At 74.0% G+C, this 23,617-nt stretch carries 17 protein-coding genes; 7 read left to right on the forward strand and 10 right to left on the reverse strand.

Features of this window, described 5'->3' with window-relative positions:
- Positions 1-119 precede the first annotated feature (119 nt).
- On the reverse strand, positions 120-1,916 hold the full coding sequence (locus HCC61_RS01205) for a hypothetical protein (RefSeq protein ID WP_169133319.1): 1,797 nt from the start codon (positions 1,914-1,916) through the stop codon (positions 120-122).
- 310 nt (positions 1,917-2,226) lie between these two features.
- Between HCC61_RS01205 and HCC61_RS01210 the strand changes: the two genes are divergently transcribed.
- Positions 2,227-2,871 (forward strand): RidA family protein, encoded by a 645-nt coding sequence (locus HCC61_RS01210; protein WP_169133320.1) that lies wholly within the window; start codon positions 2,227-2,229, stop codon positions 2,869-2,871.
- Complete coding sequence (locus HCC61_RS01215; RefSeq protein WP_346776962.1) at positions 2,864-4,849, forward strand: MFS transporter; 1,986 nt, start codon at positions 2,864-2,866, stop codon at positions 4,847-4,849. Before HCC61_RS01210 ends, HCC61_RS01215 begins: the two co-directional genes overlap by 8 nt.
- On the opposite strand, the gene HCC61_RS01220 is transcribed toward HCC61_RS01215, so the two are convergent.
- On the reverse strand, positions 4,839-6,914 hold the full coding sequence (locus tag HCC61_RS01220; RefSeq protein ID WP_169133321.1) for a helix-turn-helix domain-containing protein: 2,076 nt from the start codon (positions 6,912-6,914) through the stop codon (positions 4,839-4,841). The two genes, HCC61_RS01215 and HCC61_RS01220, sit on opposite strands and share 11 nt — an antisense overlap.
- Before the next feature lie 182 nt (positions 6,915-7,096).
- Between HCC61_RS01220 and HCC61_RS01225 the strand changes: the two genes are divergently transcribed.
- The 3 genes from HCC61_RS01225 (at position 7,097) to HCC61_RS01235 (ending at position 11,442) form a co-directional block, all read left to right on the forward strand.
- Positions 7,097-8,707 (forward strand): aldehyde dehydrogenase family protein, encoded by a 1,611-nt coding sequence (locus HCC61_RS01225; RefSeq protein WP_240968342.1) that lies wholly within the window; start codon positions 7,097-7,099, stop codon positions 8,705-8,707.
- Positions 8,707-9,156, forward strand: coding sequence for a heme-binding protein (locus HCC61_RS01230; protein ID WP_169133323.1), 450 nt, complete (start codon positions 8,707-8,709; stop codon positions 9,154-9,156). The genes HCC61_RS01225 and HCC61_RS01230 overlap by 1 nt, the downstream gene beginning before the upstream one ends.
- A gap of 69 nt (positions 9,157-9,225) precedes the next feature.
- Positions 9,226-11,442 (forward strand): FUSC family protein, encoded by a 2,217-nt coding sequence (locus tag HCC61_RS01235; RefSeq protein WP_169133324.1) that lies wholly within the window; start codon positions 9,226-9,228, stop codon positions 11,440-11,442.
- Positions 11,443-12,019: 577 nt separating this feature from the next.
- On the opposite strand, the gene HCC61_RS01240 is transcribed toward HCC61_RS01235, so the two are convergent.
- Entirely contained in the window at positions 12,020-13,039 is a 1,020-nt protein-coding gene (locus HCC61_RS01240; protein ID WP_169133325.1) for a hypothetical protein, read from the reverse strand.
- Between the two features lie 163 nt (positions 13,040-13,202).
- On the opposite strand from HCC61_RS01240, the gene HCC61_RS01245 reads away from it, so the two are divergent.
- A complete protein-coding gene (locus HCC61_RS01245; protein WP_169133326.1) occupies positions 13,203-13,787 on the forward strand; it encodes a dihydrofolate reductase family protein in 585 nt (194 codons plus the stop codon).
- Between the two features lie 18 nt (positions 13,788-13,805).
- Here HCC61_RS01245 and HCC61_RS01250 read toward each other — a convergent pair whose 3' ends face one another.
- From HCC61_RS01250 to nhaA, 3 genes are read right to left on the reverse strand one after another with little or no spacing between them, the layout of a single operon-like run.
- A complete protein-coding gene (locus HCC61_RS01250; RefSeq protein ID WP_169133327.1) occupies positions 13,806-14,270 on the reverse strand; it encodes a CBS domain-containing protein in 465 nt (154 codons plus the stop codon).
- A 40-nt stretch (positions 14,271-14,310) separates the two neighbouring features.
- Entirely contained in the window at positions 14,311-15,609 is a 1,299-nt protein-coding gene (locus tag HCC61_RS01255) for an ArsB/NhaD family transporter (protein WP_169133328.1), read from the reverse strand.
- Positions 15,606-16,808 (reverse strand): Na+/H+ antiporter NhaA, encoded by a 1,203-nt coding sequence (nhaA, locus tag HCC61_RS01260; protein WP_169133329.1) that lies wholly within the window; start codon positions 16,806-16,808, stop codon positions 15,606-15,608. Before nhaA ends, HCC61_RS01255 begins: the two co-directional genes overlap by 4 nt.
- Before the next feature lie 251 nt (positions 16,809-17,059).
- On the opposite strand from nhaA, the gene HCC61_RS01265 reads away from it, so the two are divergent.
- Positions 17,060-18,199, forward strand: coding sequence for a helix-turn-helix domain-containing protein (locus tag HCC61_RS01265; RefSeq protein ID WP_169133330.1), 1,140 nt, complete (start codon positions 17,060-17,062; stop codon positions 18,197-18,199).
- 371 nt (positions 18,200-18,570) lie between these two features.
- Here HCC61_RS01265 and HCC61_RS01270 read toward each other — a convergent pair whose 3' ends face one another.
- The 4 genes from HCC61_RS01270 to HCC61_RS01285 all read right to left on the reverse strand — a co-directional run bounded on the left by HCC61_RS01270 (position 18,571) and on the right by HCC61_RS01285 (position 23,568).
- Positions 18,571-19,215, reverse strand: a complete 645-nt coding sequence (locus HCC61_RS01270; RefSeq protein ID WP_169133331.1) for a transglycosylase family protein — start codon at positions 19,213-19,215, stop codon at positions 18,571-18,573.
- Between the two features lie 325 nt (positions 19,216-19,540).
- Positions 19,541-22,015 (reverse strand): ABC transporter permease, encoded by a 2,475-nt coding sequence (locus tag HCC61_RS01275; RefSeq protein ID WP_169133332.1) that lies wholly within the window; start codon positions 22,013-22,015, stop codon positions 19,541-19,543.
- A 5-nt stretch (positions 22,016-22,020) separates the two neighbouring features.
- Positions 22,021-22,770, reverse strand: coding sequence for an ABC transporter ATP-binding protein (locus tag HCC61_RS01280; protein ID WP_169133333.1), 750 nt, complete (start codon positions 22,768-22,770; stop codon positions 22,021-22,023).
- 186 nt (positions 22,771-22,956) lie between these two features.
- On the reverse strand, positions 22,957-23,568 hold the full coding sequence (locus HCC61_RS01285; RefSeq protein ID WP_169133334.1) for a TetR/AcrR family transcriptional regulator: 612 nt from the start codon (positions 23,566-23,568) through the stop codon (positions 22,957-22,959).
- Between the last annotated feature and the right edge of the window lie 49 nt (positions 23,569-23,617).

The following is a 23,617-nucleotide window of genomic DNA, read 5'->3' on the forward strand; positions in this document are numbered from 1 at the left end:
CGGCCCCTGCCGAACGGCGGGCGGCCGCGGCCCGGTTCGGGCCGCGGCCGTCTTCGGGGCCGCCGGTTCAGCGGGGCCGCCGTTCAGTCAGGGCCGCCGTTCAGGCAGGGGCCTTCCGTTCAGTACAGGACGACGGACGCCGCCGTGGCCACCACCAGACCGATCACGACGGGCAGGAAGCACCGACGCACCAGGTCCTGCACCGGAACCCGGGCCACTCCCGCGACGGCCAGCAGCGACGACCAGGCGATCAGCACACCGCCGCCGGTCCACACCGAGCCCATCTGCCCCACGACCGCGAGCGTCGACGGATCGACGCCGGACGCCGGTCCGAGAGCGCCCGAGAGCGAACCGACCAGCGGCAGACCGGAGAAGCCGGAGCCCTCAAGGCCGGTGATCATGCCGATGACGAGGATCGCGAAGGAGAGGATGAACTCGTTGTGCGGGATGTAGTGCTGACCCGACGTGACGAGGTCGAAGAGGAGCGCCGGCGCCTTCTCGCCGTCGCCGAGACCGAGGATCTCCCCGGCGAACTCCTCGTTGCCGATGAAGAAGAAGCCCGCGATGGGAACGACGACGCCCATGGCGCGGAAGGCGAAGACCAGCCCGTCGACGACGTGCTGGGCGGACGTCGTCAGCCCCTGCACGCCGTCCAGGGCGAGCGTCGCGGCGAGCAGCAGCAGAAGGGCCACGCCGCCCACGAGCGCCGCGCCGTCGTTCTCCTCCACCGGCGGGACCAGCGAAGTGAACTTGCCGAGCAGCATGTAGATGACCACCGCGAGGAAAGCAAGGGGCACGAGCGCGGCGAACAGCTTGGACCGCTTGACCGGGTGGCCCCGGCCCGGCGGTACGGCGGGCTGCTCGGCCGCCCAGTCGTGGCCGGTCGACGGGGGCGGGGGAGCGGGCGGGGCGAGCACCTCCGTGGTGGTGCCCGTGCCCGTACCTGTGTCCGTACTCGTAGCTGTACTCGTGCCGGTGTCCGTGCTCGGGCCGGTGCTGCCCGCGCCGCCTCCTCCGGCGCCGCCGCCCGAGGCCGCGGCCGCCACGGTCTTCTTGGCACCGCCACCGGACGCGGCCGCCACGGCCTTCTTGGCACCGGCACCGGACCCGGACCCCGCCGCGCAGTCCTCGCCCGCGAGGCTGCGCGGCTCCACGACGACCAGGTCCTCGTCGTCGCCCGCGAGGCTGCGCGCCTCCGCGACGACCAGGTCCTCGTCCTCGCCCTCCAGCAGCCCGCCGTCTGCTGTCTGCTCCCAGCGGGCGAGGTTCTCCGCGCTCGCGGGCGTGATGCTCTTCCTCGTACGCCAGTAGACGAGGGCGACGGCGACCGCGCCGATGATCAGGGACAGCACCATGGCCCGGTCGGCGACGGTGCCCGTGGACGTGCCGGCCGCCTTCGCGGACAGGCCGGGTGCGACCTGGATGACGTAGTCGCTGGAGAGCGCCATGCCCTGCCCGGCTACGGCGATGGCCGCGGCACCGCCGATCGCGGGCAGCCCGGCACGTATCGCCGCGGGAAGGAGGATGGCGCCGATGAGCGGCACGGCGGGAGTGGGCCAGAAGAAGAGGCTGATGACGTACGTGACGCCGACGAGGGAGAAGAAGGCGATCCTGCCGTTGCGCATCAGCATCTGGAACGGCTTGACCATGCGCCGTTCCGCACCCATCGCACGCAGCGCCCCGAGCAGCGCCGTGATCAGCGCGATGATCAGGAAGATGCTGAAGAGTTCGGACGCGGCCGTGAGGCTCGCGGAGAAGACGGACGTGAGGCCCTTCACCATGCTTCCGGTGAAGACCCAGGCGGTGACGAGCGTGGCCACGACGGCGGGCACCACGACGTTCTTACGGGCGACCATCACACCGATGATCACCACTATTCCGGCGAGATAGATCCAGTGCGCAGCAGTCAATTCCACGTCCGCACTCCCTACTCGGCGTTCGAAGGCTTCGGCAGCCGGCTCTTGGTGGATGAATGGATGCGCGGCATGCTCGCGAGGTGACGCGTTTCGGCCAAGAGGCAATGGTGCACAGTGCGGCGCACATTATTTGTGCACCCTGTGCTCTTCTGGATGAGTTACGCCGACGTTATGTCCCGGGAAATTCCGCTGCCAAGACAAGCGGCGCCGCCAAATCCCGGAGTGTGTGTGCGCATTGCCCAACCGGCCCACGGGGTTCCGTGAATTCCGCACATGGCGGCCGGGCCGTTCCGTACCGCATAGTGCCGTGGTGGCAGAGGCGACGAGGGCGAGCGGGAAGGCGGCACCGCCGCGGCCCCAGGGCCGGTACGCGGCGGCCGTCGTGGACGGCGGCATCGCGGTGAGCGCGGGGATGACGCCGCGCGACGGCGACCGGCTCACCGTGCGGGGGCTCGTCGGCTCCGGAGTGGACGCCGCGACGGCACGGCAGGCCGCGGGCCTCGCCGCGCGCAACGCGCTCGCGGCCATCACCGAGGCGATACCGGGGAGTTCGCGGCTGCGGCGCTGTCTGCGCATGACCGTCTACGTGGCGTGCGCCGAGGGCTTCACCGAGCTGTCGGCGGTGGCGGACGGCGCATCCGACGGGCTCGCGGAGGCGCTCGCGGACCATGCGGCGCGGTCCGGTGCGGATGAGCCCACGGTGACGGCCCTGCCCGCGCGCAGCGCGATCGGCGTGCGGTCGCTGCCGTCGGGCGCGCCCGTGGAGGTCGAACTCACGGCGTCCGTACGGGAGTCGGCGGCCGGCCCGGCCGGCCTTGCGGACCCTGCGGGCCCGGCTGCCCCGGCTGGCCCTGCGGACCCGGTCGATGTGCGTACCGACGTGCCGGACGTCGTAACGGATGACGTGCCGGACGACCTGCCCGCGGGCGGACCGGCGAACGACCGCCGTGGCTGAGGCGGACGCACCCCGGGTAGCCGCGTCCGGCACGAGTCGCGAGAACCGCGAGGATCGCGACGACCGCGACCGCTACGACGACCGCGACCGCTACGACGACCGCGACCGCTACGACGACCGCGACCGCTACGACGACCGCGACCGCTACGACGACCGCGACCGCTACGACGACCGCGACCGCTACGACGGCCGCGACGGCCGCGACGGCCGCGACGGCCGCGATGACGCGGGCGGCGAGGACGAGTTGGACGCCGGGGACGCCGGGGACGCCGGGAACGTCCGGGAGGCCGGGGAGGCCGGGGAGGCCGGGGAGGCCGGGGAGGCCGGGGAGGCCGGGGACGCCGGGGACGTCCGGGAGTCCGGGGAGTCCGGGGACGCCGGGGACGTCCGGGAGGCCGGGGAGGCCCGGGACGGCCGCGACGGCCGCGGCCGCTACGACGGGGGCGACGGCCGCGATGACCGCTACGACGCGGGCGGCGAGGACGAGTTGGACGTCCGGGAGGTCCGGGACGCCCGGGGCGGCGGCGGACGTGACGCTCGCGCGTCCCTCGCCCTGCTGCCTCTGCTGACGGCCACGACGACGACCACCATGGCCAACACGGTCGTCAACGTCCCGATGGCCGACATCCTCCGCGGCCTCCACGCGCCGCTCACCGCAGGGGTGTTGGTCGCCACCTCCTTCACCGTCGTCTTCGCGATGCTGATGCCGGTCTCCGGCTGGCTCGGCGACCGCTTCGGGCACCGCAGGGTCTTCTGCCTGGCGATGCTGGGCATGGCGGCGGGCTCCGCAGGGGCCGCCTTCGCGGGATCGCTGCCCGTACTCGTCGCGTTCCGGCTGGTGCAGGGCGTGTCCGCGGCGCCGGTGCTGCCCGCCGTGATGGTGCTCGTCGTACGGGCGATGGGCGCGCGGCGGCGCGGCCGCGCCCTCTCACTGTGGGCGGCCGCGAACGGCGCGGGCCAGACCCTCGGGCCCGTCGCGGGCGGGCTGCTCGCCGAATTCGCGGGCTGGCAGGCGGTGTTCTGGCCGATCGTGCCGCTGTCGCTGCTCTCGGTGCTCGCCGGGCTGCGCCTGCTGCCGAAGCCGCCACGTACCGCCGGAGACGTTCCGCGCGCCCCGTCCGAGCGCGCTCCGTCCGAGCGCGCTCCGTCCGAGCGCGCCTCGTCCGAGCCGCTGGAGTGGCGTGGTGCCGCGCTCCTCACCTGCGGCGCGGGTCTGCTGCTCGGGGCGCTCTCCTCGCTTCCCGCGCTGGGCGCCCACTCGCCGGCGGTGTGGGCTGTGGCGGCCGCGGGGGTGTGCGCGCTGGTCTTGTTCATACGTACGGAGACGGGACGGGCGGATGCGTTCCTGCCTCCGCGCGATCTGCTCGACGGGCGCTATGTGCGGTCCGCGGTCGCCGTCGCCGTGCAGATGTTCGCCCTCGGCGCGACCCTGCTCGCGGCTCCCCTGCATCTGGTGCGTGGGTGCGGACTCTCCACGGGCACGGCGGGGATGACGGTGCTGGCCCTTCCGCTGGCGATGGCGCTGCTGGCGCCCGTCGCGGGGATCGGCACGGAACGCCTCGGCGGGCGCCCGGTCATGCTCGGCGGGCTGCTGGCCCTGATGACGGGGCAGTTGGGGCTCGCCGTCGCCGTGGGAGCTGGCGGCGGGCCGGTGCCGGTGCTCGCCGCGCTGCTGGTGGTCGGCTGCGGAGTGGCGTGTGTGCAGACTCCGGCCGCCACGGGCGCTTCGCGCTCGCGGGCCGGTGCCTCCGGGGCCGGGCTCGGACTGTTCAATCTGGTGCGCTTCGGCGGTACGGCACTGGGCTCGGCGCTCGTCGCGCTGCTCGGGGCGCGCCCCGGGGACCTGGTGGAACTGTTCTCCGTGTGCGCGGCGGTGGTGGCGCTCGGCGCCGTGACCGCGTGCGCGGGTTCCGCACCGCCGGGCCGCGTCGTACGGAACACCGGCGGTGACGCCCGGGAGGCGACCCTCAGCCAGTGACGCCCTCGCCCGGCACCGGCGGTGCCAGCTCCACGTCGAGCACCCGCAGCGAGTCGTTGAGCGTGTGGATGCAGTGCGCCAGCCACACCGTGAACTGGGTCTCCGAGGAACGCATGTCCATCTGAAGCGCCCGCGAGGCACGTTCGAGTTTGTAGAGCATGGTGTTGCGGTGCAGCTGGAGGCGGCGCGCGGCGGCGTTGAGATTGCCCGACTCGGCGATGTACGCGAGGACGACCTGCTCCAGGTTGCCCGTCTGCCCGTCGGCCCGCCGCAGCGGCTGGAGGATCTCCTCGGCGAAGGCGCGTCCCTGCTCGCCGGAGGCGGCCGCCTCGATCGCGGCGAACACCCGCAGCCTGTCGTAGCCGCACACGATGGGCACGTCAACGCGGCGTGACAGCTCCAGCGCGATGCGGGCCTCGCGGTAGCTCTCCGCGACGCCCGCGGCGCCCACCGCGCCGCGGCCGTGCGCGACCTGGGCCTCGGCGCCCAGGTGGTTGCGCACCGCCTTGTGCACGACCTCGCCGAAGGACCGTATCTCCTCCTGCTGCGCCGAGGCGTCGAAGTGCTTTGAGGAGCCGGGTGACGCCAACTGCCGTACGACGACAAGCAGTTTGCCCACGTACGCGGCGAGGGTGAGGCCGCCGGCGGCACCTGCGGTCCCGCCGGGACCGGCCGCACCGTTCAGTCCCCCGACGACCCGCAGCAGGCTCTGCGCCCGCGCCCCTTCGAGCGGGGGCACCGCCGCGGCGAAGACCGCGTGCCGGGCCCGCATGTCGAATCTGTAGTGCCGGGAGCGGGCCTCCAGTTCGTGTACGTCGGTGAAGCGACCGTGCACCAGCGTGTCCAGGAAGTCGTCCCGCGCACGCTCCTCCGCCTCGGCCACCGACCGCTGCCGCAGCAGCTCGGAGGCGATCAGCGGCGCCCCCTGTTCCACGATCACCCGGTGCTGCGCCAGGTCGTGCGGCTCGGCCGGTACGACGGGCTCGACGACGGCGACTGTGCCGTACACGGCGCCCGCCACCCCGAACGGTGCGACGACGGCGTGCACGGTGGCGCCCCGCGCCGTGCGGAACACCACGTCGCGCGCCCCGTGTTCGCCGTGGCCGCCGCCCTGCCGGCCGGCGCGTGGCGGCAGATGAGCGGCCAGCCCGTGCGCGTCCCCTGCGCCTGCCCCGACGTCTCCTGTCCTGTCCTCCCCGGCGTCCCCCGCCTCCCGGGCCCCGGCCTCCCCGGTCCCGTTGTCCGCGGTCCCGTTGTCCGCCGTCCCGCTGTGCACGGTCCCGGTCTCCGCGGCCCGCTCCCCGTTGCCCGCCGACGCCAGCACTTCGCCGTCGGCGTCGAGGATCACCAGCCCGGCCTGGGCGAGGCCCGCCATGGCGTGCGCGAGCGCGGGCAGTCCCGTACCGGCGGTGAACACCTCGCTGAGCGTGCGGTGCACACGCACGCTGTACTCCAGCACGTGCGCCGACCCGGCCAGGGTCTTCACCGCCACCAGGCGGCCGATGCTGCGGTAGTCGGCCTCCGACGGCAGCCCCACGAGGGGGAGCCCCGCACCGTCGGCGGCGCGGACGGCACCGGCCAGGTCGGCGGCGGCCCCGCCGCCGCTCCCCGCGCGCGGTCGCACCAGCAGCGCGGCCGCGCCGCGCCTGGCCAGGTCCTCCACCACGGCGCTCGCGTGCTCCGCCGTACGGAACCTGCCCGCCGGGGCGTGCACGGCCACGCCGAGCAGATCCCCGCCCCCGCGCTCGCGCTCCCCTTCGACCTCCGAGAGCGGAAGACACCAGGTGACCGGCTGGTGCAGCCCGGCCTCGCCGCCGAGCAGCCGGCCGCGCAGCACGGGTTCCCCGAGCAGCGCCCCGACGGTGAGCCGCTCACCGAGCACCTCGCCCGTCTCCGGGTGGTGCGCGGGATCGTGCGCGGGGTCGTACGCGTGCACGTGACCGGGTTCGTGGGCGGGGGCCGGAACCCGGTCCGGGCCGGGTCCTGGGTCCGGTGCCGGGGCCGGGTCCTGGGCCGGATCCGGCGAGAGTGCCGGGGAGCGGGAGGGGTCCGGGGAGTGTGCCATGTGCCTACATCCTTCAGCGGCGTGGGTGCGGAATGTACGAAGCGGTCCCTGCCGGGCCGGGCGAAGACTGCGAGTACGTCTGGCGGATGCGCCCCACGGCGCCGGCGGATGCTGCGGCCACAGCGACCGTCACCCGGTGCCGTTCATCACTGCACACCAACCATGCGGAACAGGAGGCCGACTTGTCGAGATCGCAGGAAAGCCCAGTCCGGGAGGGCGTCACCGGCCCGCGGACGGACGGCACAGGTCCGGAAGCGGACGCAAGCGGCCCCGCTCACGGCCCCGCTCACGGCCCCGGTCACGGTCCCGCTCACGGCCCCGAACCGGACGCGCAGCCCCCCACCGCCGTCTCCACGGATACCTCCGTCGCCCCCGATACTGCCGTCGCCGCCGGGACCGTCGTCTCGACCGATCCGGCCGAGCCCTCCCGGACCGTCGGCACGTTCACGGCCGCCACCCCCGCCTCGGCCGCCGAGGCGGTCGCACGCGCCGACGAGGCCGCGACGGCCTGGGCGGCCCTGCCTGCCGGCCGCCGCGCCCAGGTGCTCGGCCGCGCCGCCGACCTGCTTGAGGACGAAGCCGGCACCCTGGCCCGGCTGATCACCCGCGAGCAGGGCAAACCGCTGAGCGCCGCCAAGGGCGAAGTGGGCAAGACCGTCGAGCAGTTCAGGCTCTCCGCGCAGCTGGCCTTCATGGTCGAGGGCGTCACCTACCCCCGGGAGTCGGCTTCGCTGTCGGCGTGGACGATGCGCGTTCCGCTCGGCGTCGTCGTCGCGATCACGCCGTGGAACTTCCCCGTCTCGCTGGCCGCGCGCAAGATCGCCCCGGCGCTCGCCGCGGGCAACGCGGTGGTCTTCAAGCCCTCACCGGTGGCCGCCGCCTGCGGCGAGTATCTGGCCGGGGCCTGCCACCGCGCCGGTGTGCCCGAAGAGGTGCTGCCGGTGCTGCACGGCGACTCGCACGACGCGATGTCGGCCCTCGTCGGCGCGAGCCAGGTGCGTGCCGTCACCTTCACCGGTTCCGACGCCGTCGGCGCTCACCTCCAGCGCACGGCGAACCCGCCCGCCCGGCGCCAGTTCGAACTCGGCGGCCACAACGCGGCCCTCGTCTGCGCCGACGCCGACCTTCCGCGCGCCGCCGCGGCCGTGGCGGGCGGCGCCTTCGGTCTGTCGGGCCAGGTGTGCACGGCCACGGACCGGGTGCTCGTGGACCGTTCCGTGCTGGAGGAGTTCTCCGGGCTGCTGCGCGAGCAGGTCACGGCGCTGCGAGTGGGCCGCGGCGACGACGGCGAGGCCGGCCTCGGGCCGGTCGCCACCCGCGACCGCCGCGACCGGCTCACCGCGCTCGTCGACTCCGCCCGCGAGCAGGGCGCGAAGGTCACCGCCGAGGGGACGCTGCTGCCCGGCCTCGACCCGGACGGCCACTGGGTCGTGCCCGTACTGCTGGAGGACGTCCCCGAGGACCACCCCGCGGTCACCGCTGAGATCTTCGGTCCGGTGCTCGCCGTCGTCCCCGTCGACGGGACCGGCGAGGGCATCCGCGTCGTCAACTCCACACCGCACGGCCTGGTCTCGGCCGTGCACACCCGCGATCTGGGCACGGCGGGCCGCTTCATGCGCGAGGTCCGGTGCGGCGTGGTCAAGGTCAACGACCGTACGACCGGGAACGGCGTGGCGCCTCCCTTCGGCGGCTGGGGCGCCTCCAGCTCCGGCGCGTTCCCCGAAGGGGGCCGCGGTGCCCTCGACTTCGTCACCGACACCAAGACCGTGTACTGCGACTACCAGGAGAGCTGATGTACACCCAGCACCGCCTGACCCTCGAGGACGCCCTGATCATGCTGGAGGCCGCGGAGGCGGAGGCCGAGCGGATCGGTGTGAAGCAGACGATCTGCATCGCCGACGACGGCGCGCATCCCGTGGCGCTGCACCGGATGACGGGAGCCCGCCTGACGGGCGTGGAGATCGCCGTCGCCAAGGCGTTCACCGCGGCCGGACACCAGCGCTCCACCCACCTGTTCAACGAGGAGCCCAACGGGCCCGCGCTGCCCGGCAACGAGGCCTTCGGCATCCAGCACATGCATCCGGGACGGTTCGCCGCCTTCGTCGGGGGCTTTCCCGTCGTGTACGAGGGGCAGGTCGTGGGCGCGGTCGGGGTCAGCGGCGGCAACGGAGAACAGGACAAGGCGGTCGGTGCCGCCGCGCTCGCCGCGTTCGAGGCGAAGGTGGCCGCGCGGGAGATGTGACCACCGGCACCCCGTTCCCCCCTGTGACCTCGGGGGTTGGCCCCGGCACGCCCCCGTAAGCTCGACGGCATGCGAGTCCTGCCCTGGTTCCGTGCGTTCGGGGAGACGGCGCGGTCCGGACTGTCGGTCGAGCGTGCCAAGCTGACGCCGCTCATCGCGCTGCGTGCCGCCGCCGGTGTCGCGATCATCGTGCTGGTGACGCTGTCGCTGGGGTCGCCCGGGCTCGCGGTGGCGTCGGCGTTCGGCGCGTTCTCCTCGGGGGTGGCGACGTTCCAGCGCAGCTGGCGTCCGCGCCCGGTGCTGGCGCTGTGCGCGGGTGCGGCGCTGGCCCTGTCGACGTTCGTCGGCTATCTGGTCGTCGCGCATCCCGCCGCCTTCGTACTGCTCCTCGCCGCCTGGGCGTTCGCCTCCGGTCTGGCCTGGGGGCTGGGGCCGACCGCGGGCGTCGTGGCGTCCTCGACGGTGGCCTGCATGCTCGTGACCGTCACGCTGCCGACCACCGTGCTCGGCGCCCTCGTCCACGCGTTGCTCATCGCGGCGGGCGGCTGCGTGCAGGCCGCGCTGATCGTGCTCGTGCCCGTACGGCCGTGGGGCGAGCGCCGCGACGCGCTGGCCGACGCCCTCGCCGCCGTCTCCGACTACGCGCGCCGGCTGCGCCACGACCCCGGTGCGTCCTTCGACCCCAAGCCGCTGATGGAGGCCCGCAGCGCCGCCGCCGTGACACCCCGCCAGGCCCGCCGCCGCCCGCGTCAGCTCGGCGGGTACCGGGGCCTGGCCGAGCGCTTCCGGCCGGTGCTCGCCTCGCTCGCCGACCCCGTCGTCGGTGCGCCGATGGTGGGCCGTGAGCGGGACCGCGTAAGGGAGTTGCTCCAGGCGGCCGCGACCGTGCTGGACGCGACCGCTCGCGCGGTCCGCCGCGGCGAGCGCGTGCGCCTGCCCGAGGACGCCCTCGACGTGCTCCAAGTCCCCGAGACCGGACCGGTGTTGAGCGGCCCGGCGCGCAAGGCCGCGATGCGGCTGATCGCCCTCACCCAGGACGCCGTCGACGCCGCGCAGGAACCGGTCGAGGTCACCCGCTCCCTGCCGCTGTTCCCCCGCGCGACCTGGCAGATGCCCGCGCGGCCCGACAGCGTCGAGGACGCCGACGTCTACGCCGACACCGAGGCGGACGCCCGGCCCGCGCAGCCCGTGCCGCCGCGCCACCTCAGCCAGCCGTCGCTCGCGGTGCTCGCGCCCGTCGCGCTGCGCACCTTCCGGCGCGAGCTGCGCTGGTCGTCCCCGGTATGCAGGCACGCGCTGCGCGTCGCCGCCGTCGTCGCCGCGAGCTATCTGCTGGGCAAGGCGCTGCCGCCCGAGCACGGCTACTGGGCGCCGCTGACGGCCGTGATGGTGATGCGGCCCGACTTCTCCCGTACGTACGAGCGGGGCGTGGCGCGCGTCGTCGGGACGCTCTTCGGGGTGGGGCTCGCGGGCACCCTGACCGCGCTGGCGCATCCGCCGCCGTACGCGAGCGCCGTGCTGGCGGTGGCCAGCGCCGGCTGCATGTACCTGCTGATGCGCACCGGCTACGCCATCACCTCGGCGTGCATCGGCGCTTACGTCGTCTTCCTGCTGGGCACCGCCGGCTCGACGTGGTCGCAGACCGTGCTGGAGCGGATCTGGCTGACGGCGCTCGGCGGTGCGCTGGCCATGCTCAGCTATGCGCTCTTCCCGGCGTGGGAGACACCGCAGTTGAGGGGCCGGCTCGCCGACTGGCTTGAGGCGACGGGGAGTTACACCGTCGCCGTCTTCGACTGCTTCGCCGGACCGGCGGGTCCCGCGGCGGGCGTCGTCGGCACGCCCGCCCCCGCGCATCCGTACCGCAAGGTCCGCGAGGCGCTGCTCGACACGCGTGCCGCGCGCCAGGAATGGGACCAGACGGCGACGAGGGCGGGCGCCGAACCCGTACGTCACCGTGGCGGTCTGTCGCGGCGCTCGGCGTCGGCGGCACAGTCCGCGATGGTCACCCTGGGCCGGGTCACGATGCTGCTGGAGGCCCATCTGCCGGACCGCGACGCGGAGCCCAGCGCGGGCGCCGCCGACTACTCGGAGGCCGTGCGGACCGCGCTGCCGGACGCGGTGGCGGCGGTCCGCGAGGGCCGCACCCCCGACTGGGGCCCGGTGCACGACGCGCTGTCGCGCTGGTGGGAGCTGGAGTCGGACCGCCCGTCCCCCTCGGTGGCGCTGCGCACGGCGGACCTGCTGACGGACGCGGCGGAGGACCTGGCGGACGCGGCCTCGCGCTGACGCGCGGGTCCGGCCGACCGCAGGCGTAGGCGGTACGCGGAGCCGTACGCGCAAGTCGGCTCCAACTCCGCCTGGGCGTGGCCGTTTCGCCCTCGCACTACGATCTGGGCTGGCACATCACCGGCACCTGGGGGGGCGTTCGGCGCCGCCGCCCCGGCCTGGAGAAGTGCCTGGCCGCGCTGCGCTCGGCGTACCCGCCGGAGGACGCCCGTACGTACGTGCTCGAAGCGGCGGCGGCACTCACGCACTCCGGCGTCCACCCGCTGGTGGCGGCGACCGCCGCATCGGACACCTCGTACTCGGCCGCGACCCCGACGTCGTGGACGCGGCGGGCACGCGATCCGAGTACGCAAGCTGAACGCGCAAGCCGTGCACGCAAGTTGGAGGGCCAGCCCGGGCACGCAAGCCGGACGCGCAATGGGCACGCAAGTCAGGCGCGCAAGCCGCGGACGTCCAAGTCGGGTGCGCGGGCCGGGCATGCAAGCCCAACGCCAAGTCGCGCGCGCAAGCCGTACGCGCAATCGCGGGCGTGCAGGCCGGGCGCGGGGATCCGCGCAGGAGGGCGGGGGTCAGGCCGTCAGACGTCTGCGCGCAGGCGCACGTATCGAACCAGCGGTACGCGGCCCGTCCGCACCCGTACCTCGACGGTCAGCGGCTCGGCCGTCGCGGCCCTCAACGGCCGCCACCGTACGTCGAGTCGGTCGTCCTCGGTCTCCTCGCCGAGCCGCCCGGCGACGGCGCCGCCCAGCTGCGCCGCGGCGACCGGTGCGAGCCGGGGCGTGGTCACGGCGCGGCGCCCGTCGGGCAGGTCGACGACGGCGCCCCAGGGCCGCCGCTCCGGTCCGGTGACCCCGGCGAGGCGCGCGTCGACGGTGTCCGCCGATCTCACCTTCCGCCAGGCGGCGCGTGGTTCGCCCGGACGGTAGGGGGAGTCCCAGCGTTTGGAGACGATGCCCTCGACGCCCTGCGGCCTCATGTCCCGCATCCACTCCCGGGCACGTGCCGCGTCGTCCGTGGCGAGCACCGACTGGATCTCCGGGCCCGCCTGTCCCGCGATGCTCAGCAGCCGCGGCCAGCGCGTGCTCAGCGGCTCGGACCGCAGATCGGTGTACGGCGCGGCGAGCACGTCGAAGGCGACCAGGATGGCCCCGGGAGTCCTGCGGGCCCGTTTCGCCAGGCCCCTGGACTGCACGGCCTCGAAGTCGAAGCGTCCCTCCTGCTCGTTCCACACGACCACTTCGCCGTCGATGACGGTTCCCGTGCCCAACTGCCCGGCGGCTTCGGCGAGTTCGGGGAACTGGCGGGTCACGTCACGCTTGCTGCGCGAGTGGATCCGTACGCCCCGGGTGGTGACGGCGAGGGCGACGCGCCAGCCGTCGAGTTTCACGGAGTGGTGCCAGCCCGGGCCGCCGGGCACGGCCTCGACCGGCTTCGGCCGCATCAGCTCCACCGGCAGCCGCACCGTGAGCGCACCGCCCGCCCCGCCCTCGGCCTCCGCCCCGCCCTCGGCCTCCGTCCCGCCCTCCGTCCCGTCCCGCGCTCCGTCCCCCGCACCGCCCGTCCCGTCCGCACCGGAATTCACAGCCGTCAGCCTCACGGTGGCGCTCCCGGGCGGCCCGGCGGGCACGCCGCGGCGGCGCGCGGTCCACCGCTGTGGCGGATCGGCCGCAAGCGGCCCGGCAGGAGCGGTCCGTGACGCCGCGGGCGATGAGTTGCGCGCCGCGCCCCGGTCGGCATTCGTACGACGAAGGGACCGGAGCATGAGGAAGATCGTTCTGCCGGTGTCGCTGTCGCTGGACGGCTGCTTCGAGGGCCCGGACGGCGGGCTCGACTGGCACATGGTCGACGACGAGCTGCACACCCACTTCAACGAGCAACTGCGGGGCCTGAGCGCCTTCCTGATGGGGCGCGTCAACTACGAGCTGATGTCCCGGGTCTGGCCGAACGCCGACGCCGATCCGGCCAGCTCCGGGCCCGAGGCGGAGTTCGCCGGAATCTGGCGGGAGACACCCAAGATCGTCTTCTCCAGGACGCTGGAGCGGGCGGACGATCCGGAGACGACCGTCGAGCGGGAGGTCGACCCCGCGAGGATCCGCGAGCTGAAGCGCGGGCCCGGCGGCGACATGAGCATCGGCGGCTCCGTGCTGGCGGAGGCCTTCCGCAGGCACGACCTGATCGACGAGTACCGCGTGTACGTGCACCCCGTGATCCTCGGCGGCGGCAGGCCCTTCTTCGAACCGTCGGACGCGAGGACTCCCCTCGCGCTCGCCGGCACCCGCACCTTCGGCAACGGCGTCGTGCTGCTGCACTACACGCGCACGGCGCCCGGCCGGGCCGTCCTCTGACCCGCGACCGCTCCGGGCTCAGTCGCCGCTGAGGAGCAGCGCGCCGAGCAGGTGCGAGGCGGTGACGACGCCCAGCAGTTCCGTGCCCCCGCCACCGCCCGTGGCGGTCACCGCCACGAGCGGGCTGTGCACCCGCGCCATCAGCGCGGCGACCTCCAGCAGCGTGTCGTCGGCGTCCGCCACGGGCGGCGGCCCGGCGTCGGGCGGCAGGCAGTCGCCGACGCGGTGGCCCTCCAGCGCCTCGGCGAGCCGGTCGGCGTGCTCCTCGTCGACGACGGCCGCGAGGGCCGGGTCCTCCAGCACGTACGGCGGCACCAGCGTCTTGAGCATCTGAGAGGCGGGCAGGATCGCCCGCGGCTCGCCGCCTTCGCCGAGCACGATCAGCGCGGGAAGCCGGTGCCCGGCCATCAGCCGTGCCGCCTCCAGGGCGTCGCTGCCGACGGTGACCGACTCGTATGGGACGGCCAGATCACATGCGCGCACGACGGACTCCCAACTCCATCTCGACCGCTGCCGCGGATCATCAGGCCAGGGCGAAGTACCGCAGCCACACGTACACCGCCGCCAGCGCGACCGTCACGGCGGTGACGACGAGACCGTACTTGGTGAAGTGCCAGAAGGTGATGGGCGTCCGGTTGCGTTCTGCGATGCCGAGCACCACGACGTTGGCGCTCGCGCCGATCGCGGTGGCGTTCCCGCCGAGGTCCGCGCCCAGCGTCAGCGCCCACCACATGACGTGGTCGCTGCCGCCGCCCATGCTGTGGACGAGATCGGCGGTGACGGGCGCCATCGTGGCGACGTACGGAATGTTGTCGACCACCGCCGACAGCACCGCCGAGCCGCCCAGCATCAGCATCGAACCGCCCAGCTCCCGCTGCCCGATCGCGCCCGCCAGCGCCTTCGACGCCTCGCCGACGACGCCTGTGCCGATGAGCCCGCCGATCATCACGAACAGTCCGGCGAAGAAGGCGAGCGTCGGCCACTCGACCTCGGAGAGGACCTCGCCGGTCCGCACCGAGGAGACGGCGACGAGCAGCCCGGCACCCAGCAGGGCGACGACGCTCGGCTCGAAGTGCAGCACGGGATGCAGCACGAAGCCCGCGACGACCAGCCCCAGCACGATCAGGCCCTGCACCAGCAGCCGCCGGTCACGGATCGCCTCGCGCTCCTCCAGCGCCATCACCTCGGCCGCGCGCTTCTCGTCGTGCACGAACGCGTCGCGGAACAGCAGCCGGCACAGGGCGATGAGCACCAGCGTCAACACCACGGCGAGCGGCGTCAGATGGACGACGAAGTCGTTGAAGGTCAGCCCGGCGCGGCTGGCGATGATGATGTTCGGCGGGTCTCCCACGAGGGTGGCGGTGCCGCCGATGTTGGACGCCATGACCTCGGCGATCAGGAAGGGTGCGGCGGGCAGCGCGAGGCGTTCGCACACCAGCAGCGTGACGGGGGCGATCAGCAGCACGGTGGTGACGTTGTCCAGCAGCGCGGAGGCCACGGAGGTGATCGCGATCAGCATCGCCATGACCCGGAAGGGCCTGCCGCGTGCCCGCTTCACCGACCAGATCGCCAGGTACTCGAACATGCCGGTCTTCCGCAGCACGCCGACGATCACCATCATGCCGAGCAGCAGGAAGACGACGTTCCAGTCGATGCCGGTCCTCTGCGAGTAGAACGCGGCCTCGTCGTCGGTCGCGCCGATCGCCAGCATCAGGGCCGCGCCGCCCAGTGCGGCCGCGACCCGGTGGATCTTCTCGCTGACGATCAGAGCGTAGGCGCCGATGAAGACGGCGATCGCGGCCCAGCTGTGCCAGTCGTTCACGACACCGACTCCGTGTTCTCGCTCGCGTCCTGCGCGTCCCGCGCGGCCCTGTAGCGGACGTCGCGGGTCTTCAGCACCGCGCACGCCACTGCCGCCGCTGCCAGCGAGCCCGTCAGCACCGCCGCCTTCACGCTCTCCGCCGTGCCGGGGTCCGTGAACGCCAGCTCCGTCACCAGCAGCGACACCGTGAAGCCGATACCGGCGAGCGCCGAGACACCCGCGATGTCGGGCCAGGCGAGCGCGGGATCGAGGCGGGCCCGTGTGAAGCGGGCCGTCAGATACGTGCCGCCGAAGACGCCCGCGAACTTGCCCGCGAACAGGCCGAGAAGGACGCCCAGCGACTCCGGCTGCCGGAACATCCCCGCGAGCGCCGGGCCCGAGACCGTCACGCCCGCGGCGAAGAGCGCGAAGAGCGGAACGGCGACGCCCGCCGAGAGCGGACGCAGCAGGTGCTCGGCACGACCGGCCGCCGAAGGCCTCAGCAGCATGCCCATGGCGACACCGGCGACCGTGGCGTGCACGCCGCTGTTGTGCGTCAGCGCCCACACGGCCACCGCCAGCGGCACGTACACGTACCAGCCGCGCACGTGCAGGCGGGCGTGGAGCACCCGGAAGAGCACCAGCCCGGCCAGGGCGCCGGCCAGCGGCGCCCAGTGGATGCCCGAGGTGAAGAAGACGGCGATGACGAGGATCGCGCCGAGGTCGTCGACGACGGCGAGCGTGAGCAGGAACGCCCGTAGCGCGGGCGGCAGATGGGACCCGATGACGGCCAGCACGCCGAGCGCGAAGGCGATGTCGGTGGCCATCGGCACGGCCCAGCCGCCCAGGCCGCCGCCGCCCGCGTGGCTGACGGCGAGGTAGACGGCCGCGGGCAACGCCGTACCGGCGGCCGCGGCGACGACCGGCAGCGCCGCCGCGGCGGGTCTGCGCAGCTCGCCCGTGACCAGCTCCCGTTTCAGCTCCGCCCCGGCCACGAAGAAGAAGACGGTGAGCAGGCCCTCGGACGCCCAGTGGCGTACGGACATCTCGAGACCCAGCGACGTGACGCCGAAGCGGAAGGAGCCCGCGGTCTCGTACGAGCCGCTGAGCGGTGAGTTCGCCCAGGCGAGCGCGGCGAGCGTCGCCGCGAGCAGCACGATGCCGCCGGTGGTCTCGGTGCGCAGGACTTGGGCGAGGCGGGGGGTCGACCGCGGGAACATGCGTGGACGCTCCTGGTGGCGCGAGGGGACAGGGACGTCCGCAGACGCCGCCGACCAGACTTCCCGGCACACCAGCACCCCGCCGGACGTGACGCCGCCTGCGACATCGGTCACGCGAACCGTCACGCCATCGGGCACGGCATCCGGCACGAGGTCCGGCACGGCACCGATACGGCGAGGTGGTGGGCCCACCGTACCGTGCCTCGTACTTCCGTTCCCACGCGTCTTCGCTGCTCCCATACGCTGTCCCGGTGGACGAGAGCAGACCGCGCCCGTGCGGGGGAGACGACGGAGGCGGCGGGACCGAGGAGTTCCTCGGCCGCTATGCGGAGCTGCTGGCCGACGCGTCCGAGACCGGGCGCAGGCCGCGACGGGACGAGCTGGAGGCGTGCCGCGCGTTCGGGGAGCGGGCGGCGGAACGCGGCCTCGCGCTGCGCGAGCTCGTCGGCCTGTGCCTCGGGCGCACGCGCCGGCTGTGGGGCTCGCTGCCCGGAGTCGACCGCGCCGGCACGGCGGCCGAGCGCGCCCGTACGGGAGACGCGGTGCTCGGCGCCGTCGAGATCGCCCTCGCCGCGGTGGGGGAGGGGCACGAGCGCGCGCAGCGGCTGGCGGTGCGCCAGGAGGAGGGCGAGCGGCGGGAGTTCGTCGACGATCTGCTGCACGGGCGCAGCGACATGGGCAGCCTCGCCGAGCGCGCGCAGCGGTTCGGGCTGCGGCTGGCGGGCGTGCACACGGTCGCGGTGGCCGTGGGGGAGGAGAAGTACGACGACGTGCACCGCACGGTGCGCCGCATCGAACGGGAGCTGCTGGGGCGCTTCGGGCCGCGGGACGTGCTGCTGTCGACCAAGGAGGGACGTCTGGTGTGCATCGCCGCCAGCGGCGACCGCGACGTGCTGGAGCACTTCGTGAGCCTCGCGGAGAGCCCGGGCGCGGGCTGTCCCGGGGCGCGGCGCACGGCCGTGGGGCGGGAGCACGCGGGCGCGGGCGGCATCGTACGCAGCTATGAGGAGGCGCTCGGCGCCCTCGAACTCGCGGACCGGCTCGCCCTGGACGGAGTGCGGATGAACGCCTCCGAGCTGCTGGTCTTCCCCGTGCTGCTGCGGGACCGGGGCGCGATGGCCGATCTGGTCGGGACCGTGCTCGGGCCGCTGACGAAGGCGCGCGGCGGAGCGGAGCCGCTGCTGGAGACGCTGACGGTGTGCGCCGCGTCCGGCTATGTCAACGCCGAGGCGGCGCGGCGGCTGGGCCTGAGCGTGCGCACGCTCTCGTACCGCCTGGAGCGCATCCGCACCCTCACCGGCTACAGCCCGGCCGATCCGTTGCAGCGCTTCACGCTGGAGGCGGCGGTCATGGGGGCCCGGCTGCTGGGATGGCCCGCGAAGGAGCTGTGAGGGCTCGACGGGGCGGCCGGATCTCTCCGCGGGGAAGTGCCCGCCGGGGGGCGGCGGTTGTCACACTCATGTGGTGAAGTGTTCCGGGACGCGGCACGCGCGCGGGCATCGCCTGCGCGTGGCGCCGTCGCTCACAGGACGTCAGAAGCCCGCCGACATTGCCGGATTCTGGCAATGTGCGCCGGCGGGCTCGGGTGTCACGATGGGCGTGCGCCGCGAGGCGCCCGGACACCGGGCCGATGCCCTCGACGGGGGTGAGGGCATCGGCCCGGTGTGTTCCCGGCGCTCTTCTCGCGGGACGGCCGGCTGCCGGGAGTCGGCAGCCGGGGCCCGGCCCGGCCCACGTCGGGGCCGGGGCCGGAGGGGAGGGCTCAGCCGATTTGCAGCTTCTGCCCCGGGTGGATCACGTCGACGTCGCCGCCGATGACGGACTTGTTGTTCTCGTACACCTTCTTCAGGCCGACGCCGTGGGACTCGGCGATGGAGCCGAGGGTGTCGCCGGGCTTCACGGTGTAGCCGCCCTTGCCGGAGGAGTGCGAGCCGCCGCCCGACGACGTGCCGCCGGACGAGGAGCCTCCGGAGGACGAGTCGTCGTCCGATGCGCCGCCGGGTGACGAACCGCCGGCCGGTGTCGCGCCGTCGTCGGCGCTCAGCCCCGCCTGACCGGCGCACGCCCAGGCGCCCGGGCCCTGCCGGTCGAGCAACTTCTCGGCGGTGGCGATCTGTTGTTCCTTGGTCGCCTGGTCGGCGCGCGGCGCGTACTTCGTACCGCCCGCCGCCTTCCAGCTCGAGTCGGAGAACTGGAGGCCGCCGTAGTGGCCGTTGCCCGTGTCGGCCTGCCAGTTGCCACTGGACTCGCACTCGGCGACCTTCTCCCAGGTGCCGGTCGAGGCGGCCTGGGCCCCGGGCGCGGTCACCATCGGGAGGGCGACGGCGGCGCTTGCGACGCCGCCGAGGACGGCGAGGCGTGCGGCCTTCGCAGGCCCGCGGTTACGGCCGTTTCCGGAGAACAGCATGTGAGTGTTTCCTAACGATCGCGGAGTTCGCCACAGCTTCCATGGCGAACGTGTCGAGCGATGGCGACCGTAAGCACACCGTCCCGTACGGGCAAAAACCGCCACGAGTGATCCCTCAACTCCCGGAAACCGCCCGGGAATCGCCATCGGCCCAGGTCACCCGGACGGGTGCGAAACAGACAACCGGGCTTCCGCGGGGCACCTGCGGAGAGAAGGGTCACACCGCCCGGGTGGCACGGCCGCCGCCGGTACCGGACCGGCGGCGGCACCGGACCGGCGGCGGTCAGCTCGTCACCACCGGCGGCCCGCCCCGTCCCTCGGGCCGTCAGCCCGCGCGCTCCCGCACGACGCGGGCGACATCGAGGCGCTGCACCGCCCGTACGGCCGGAAGCTGGGAGAGCAGCGACGCGGCCAGCACAGCTGCCGCCGCCCCCGCTACGACCGGCCAGCCGATCTCCAGCCGCATCGACAGCATGTCGCTGGAGAACGACTCCAGCGACGCCCGGGCCGCCGCGAAGCCCGCGGCGAGGCCGACGGGCAGGGCCAGCACCGTGGCCGTCAGATTCTCGGCGGCGAGCAGCCCGGCTATGCGGCGCAGCGGCACGCCGGAAGCGCGCAGAGTGGCCAACTCATTCGTGCGTTCTGCGATGTTGACGGTCATCGTCACGTGAATGACCGTCAGCGCCAGCACGCCGCCCAGCAGCAGCATCACGCCGACGAACACCCGGAAGAGCGTCATGTAGCGGTCGGTCTGCCGCTTGACGGCCTTCGAGTCGGCGTATGCGACGACGCCGTCCAGCGCGGTGACCTCCTCGCGGATCCGGTCGTGCGAGGAGGATCCGGCGGGTCCCGGGGTGCCCGGTCCCGAGGCTGCGGAGCCGGACGTGGCAGGGCTGGAGGTGAAGCGCAGCGCGTAGCCGTTGGTCCCGAGGCCGGTCGCCGCCTCGACGGTGGCCTGCGTGCCGTACAGCGCGCTGCCCATGGGCTCGTCGACCAGGCCCGACAGCCGCACCCGCCGCTGCCCGCCGTCCGCGGTGCGCACCGTGAACCGGTCGCCGGTGGACAGGTGCAGCCGGGCGGCGAGCGCCTTGCCCGCCAGGACCCCGTCCGCGGGGAGCCGCCGCTCCGCACCGCCGGGCGTGCGGAAGCCGTGCATGGCGGTGTGCGGCCGGTACCCCGTCAGCGGGGTGCCGTACGACTCGCCGTTGGCCGTCGCCGTGACCCGCGCGGTCGTCGTGGGCTCGACGGCGGCCACCCCGTCGACGGATCGCAGCGCACGGGCCAGACCGGCGGTGTCCCGGCTGGCGGCGTGATCAGCGCCCGGACCGGCGCCCCGATCGGCGTCCGAACCGGCGCCCGGACCGGCACCGGCGGCCGTCGTGACCGTGGCGTCCTCCCGCTGGACCGTGCCGAACTGCGTGTCCATGGCGGCCTTCATGCTCGTCGCCAGCCCCGCGGACGCCAGCACCAGCACCAGCGCGAGCACACCGCCCAGCATCGTCGCCAGCGTCCGGCGGCGGCTGCGGCCCAGCTCGCGCAGGGCCAGCCGCAGTGTCAGCGGCAGCCGCCGCGCCCGCGCCAGCAGCCTGCTCCAGGGGCCCGGCGGGCCCAGCGTGCCGCCGTCGCCGCGCATGGACTCGGCGGGTGCGGTGCGTGTCGTCGCCCACGCCGGGGCGGCGCCGCCCACCAGTCCCACGGCCACTCCGAAGAGCAGGCCCGCCGCCATCACCCATGGCCGCCGCTCCACGAGGGTGTAGGGGATGCCGAGTTCGGCGGTGTAGGCGTGCGTCATCGCCGTGGTCGCCACCGCCCCCAGCGTGACGCCCAGCACGGCACCGCCAGTGCCCGCGAGCACCCCGTGACCGAGGTAGTGCCGCGCCACGGTGCCGCGCGGCGCTCCCGCCGCGAGGAACGTGGCGATGACCGTGCGCTCGGACAGCACCAGCCGCGTGATCAGCACGTACGCGGCCACGGCGGCCGCCGACAGGAACAGCACGGGGAAGGCGACGGACAGCTGCGAGAAGCCGTCGAGGTCCTCGTTCAGCGCGGCGTCCGATGGCTGCTCCGACCGCGGCTGCACGTCCGTGGCGCCTGCGGCGCGGAGGCGGCGGGTGACGGCGTCGGTCGCGGCCTCGTCGCCTCGGGCCGCGTCGCTCAGCCGTACGAGGGTCTGCGGCGTGCGCCCTGCCAGCTTGTGTACGGACGCCTCGGGCGCGAAGAACACCGCGAAGTCGTGCGGATCTCCGAGGACTTGCTGGCGGGTGAGGGCGGGCCACAGATACTCGGGAGAGTCGGCCACTCCCCGCACCGTCGCCTTGCGCCAGCGCGAATCGTCGTGCATCCGCACCGTGTCCCCGGGCGACAGCCCGAAGGTCCGCGCGGTGTGCCGCTCCACCAGCACCCCGGAGGTGTCGCCCGCCCGCGGACGGTGCCCCGAGACGACGTCGACCCTGTTCACGTCGGGCCGGCTGCCCGCGGGCGTTCCCGTGACCCGGCCCAGCACTTCCGTGCCGCCGGCACGGACAGGGAGCCGGCCCTGCGTACGAGTTGACACGTACTCGACGCCGTCCGCCGAGCGTGCCGCGGCGGCGACCTTCCGCGCGTCGCCGCCCGAGGCGGTCAGATCTGCGAAGTGCAGCCGCGAATAGGTGTGTTCGTAGCTGGACCCCAGATTGCGGTAGGCGTCGTAACCGGAGACGAACAGGAGCACGCCGACCATCACGGTCACGCCGATCGCCGCGAACTGGGGCAGCCGGCGCCGCAGATCACGCCGCGTCTTCGCGAGCAGGACCCTGTGCATGCCGCTCACCAGTCCACGTCGGTGGCGTCGGCGGGCCGGGAGTTGCGCTCGACCGAGTCGACACGTCCGTCCCGCATGGTCACCACCCGGTGGGCCATCCGCGCGACGGCGGCGTTGTGCGTGACCATCAGGACACCGCGCCCTCGGCGGTTGGTCTCCTGGAGCAGCCGCAGCACGGCCTTGCCCGTCGACACGTCCAGGGCGCCGGTGGGTTCGTCCGCGAGCAGCAGATCGGGGTCGGTGGCGAGGGCGCGGGCCAGCGCCACGCGCTGCTGCTGGCCGCCGGAGAGCTGTGCGGGGAAGCGGTCGACACGGTCGCCGAGCCCCACGGACTCCAACAGCCCGGCGACATCGCGCCGTTCGCCGCGGCCCGTCAGCTCGACCATCACCTCGACGTTCTCGCGGGCCGTCAGCGTGGGCACCAGATTGAAGAACTGGAAGACGAAGCCGACGTGGTCGCGCCGGAAGCCGGCCAGCTCGCGAGGGTTCCTGCCGGTCAGATCCACGCCCGCGACCTCCAGCGAACCGCCGCTCGCCGGCTCGATGCCGCCCAGCACGTTCAGCAGCGTCGTCTTGCCCGAGCCGCTCGGCCCCAGCACGACCGTCAACTCACCCGCGTCCAGCTCCAGATCGACCCCGTCGAGTGCGGCGACGGCGGCCTCCCCGGTCCCATACCTCTTCGACAGACCGTGCAGCTTCGCACCGCCCCGGAGCGCGGCACCGGTGCGGGTGTGCGCTGTGCTCGTGTTCGTCACGGCTTCCTCCCCTGTTCGTCCGGTCTGTGACTGCCGTGCGGCTCGTACGGCCCGCTCGGCTCGTGCTCGTCTCGCGGCTCGTGCTCGCCGTACGGTCCGTGTCCGCCGTCGCGGTACGGGCTGTGTTCGCCGTACGGACCGTTCATCGGGCGCTGTCCGCCGGGCGCCCGTCTCCGGGGCGGGTCATCAGGCATCGGTCGCGGGGGCGATGCGGGCGAGACGCGAAAGAGGGCCCGCCACGGAGATCCTCGTGGCCGACGGGTCGATGAGACGGTGCAGCACGAGCCCGTCGATCGCGGCGCCCAGCAGCAGCGCGGTGGCCTCCGCGTCGTCCGTGCTCCCCGAACTGCCCCCGTCCGTACCGGCATTGGCGGTCCGCAGCCACTCGGCGACCCCCGCACGCCATTCGCCCAGCATCTCCGCCAGCCGTGCGCGCAGCCGCTCCTGCCGTGTCGAGGCGAGCATCATCTCGCTGAACAGCACCGTCGTGGGGTCCTCGGCGCTGTACTCCGCCACCATCCCCAGCAGTTGCGCCACGCCCTGCGACGGATCGTCCGCCCGCGCCATCGCCTCCGCCGCGCGCTCCATCTCGCGCTGTGCGGCGTCCAGCGCGGCCTCGATCAGCAGATCGGCGACGGTGGAGAAGTGGTAGTGGACCAGGCCGGGCCGCAGTCCGGCCCGGTCCGCCACCCGCCGCGTGGTCACCGAGCCCCAGCCGTCCTCGACGATCAGCTGCGCCGCGGCGTCGAGCAGTCGCCGCCGGGTCTCGTGCCCGCGTTCCGCGGATGTCGGGGTCATGCTCGCTCCACTCGGTGCTGTGCGGGAACGGGCGTGGGCGCTCGTGCGC

The organism is Streptomyces sp. HNM0575, assembly GCF_012726265.1.
Taxonomy (GTDB): Bacteria; Actinomycetota; Actinomycetes; order Streptomycetales; family Streptomycetaceae; genus Streptomyces.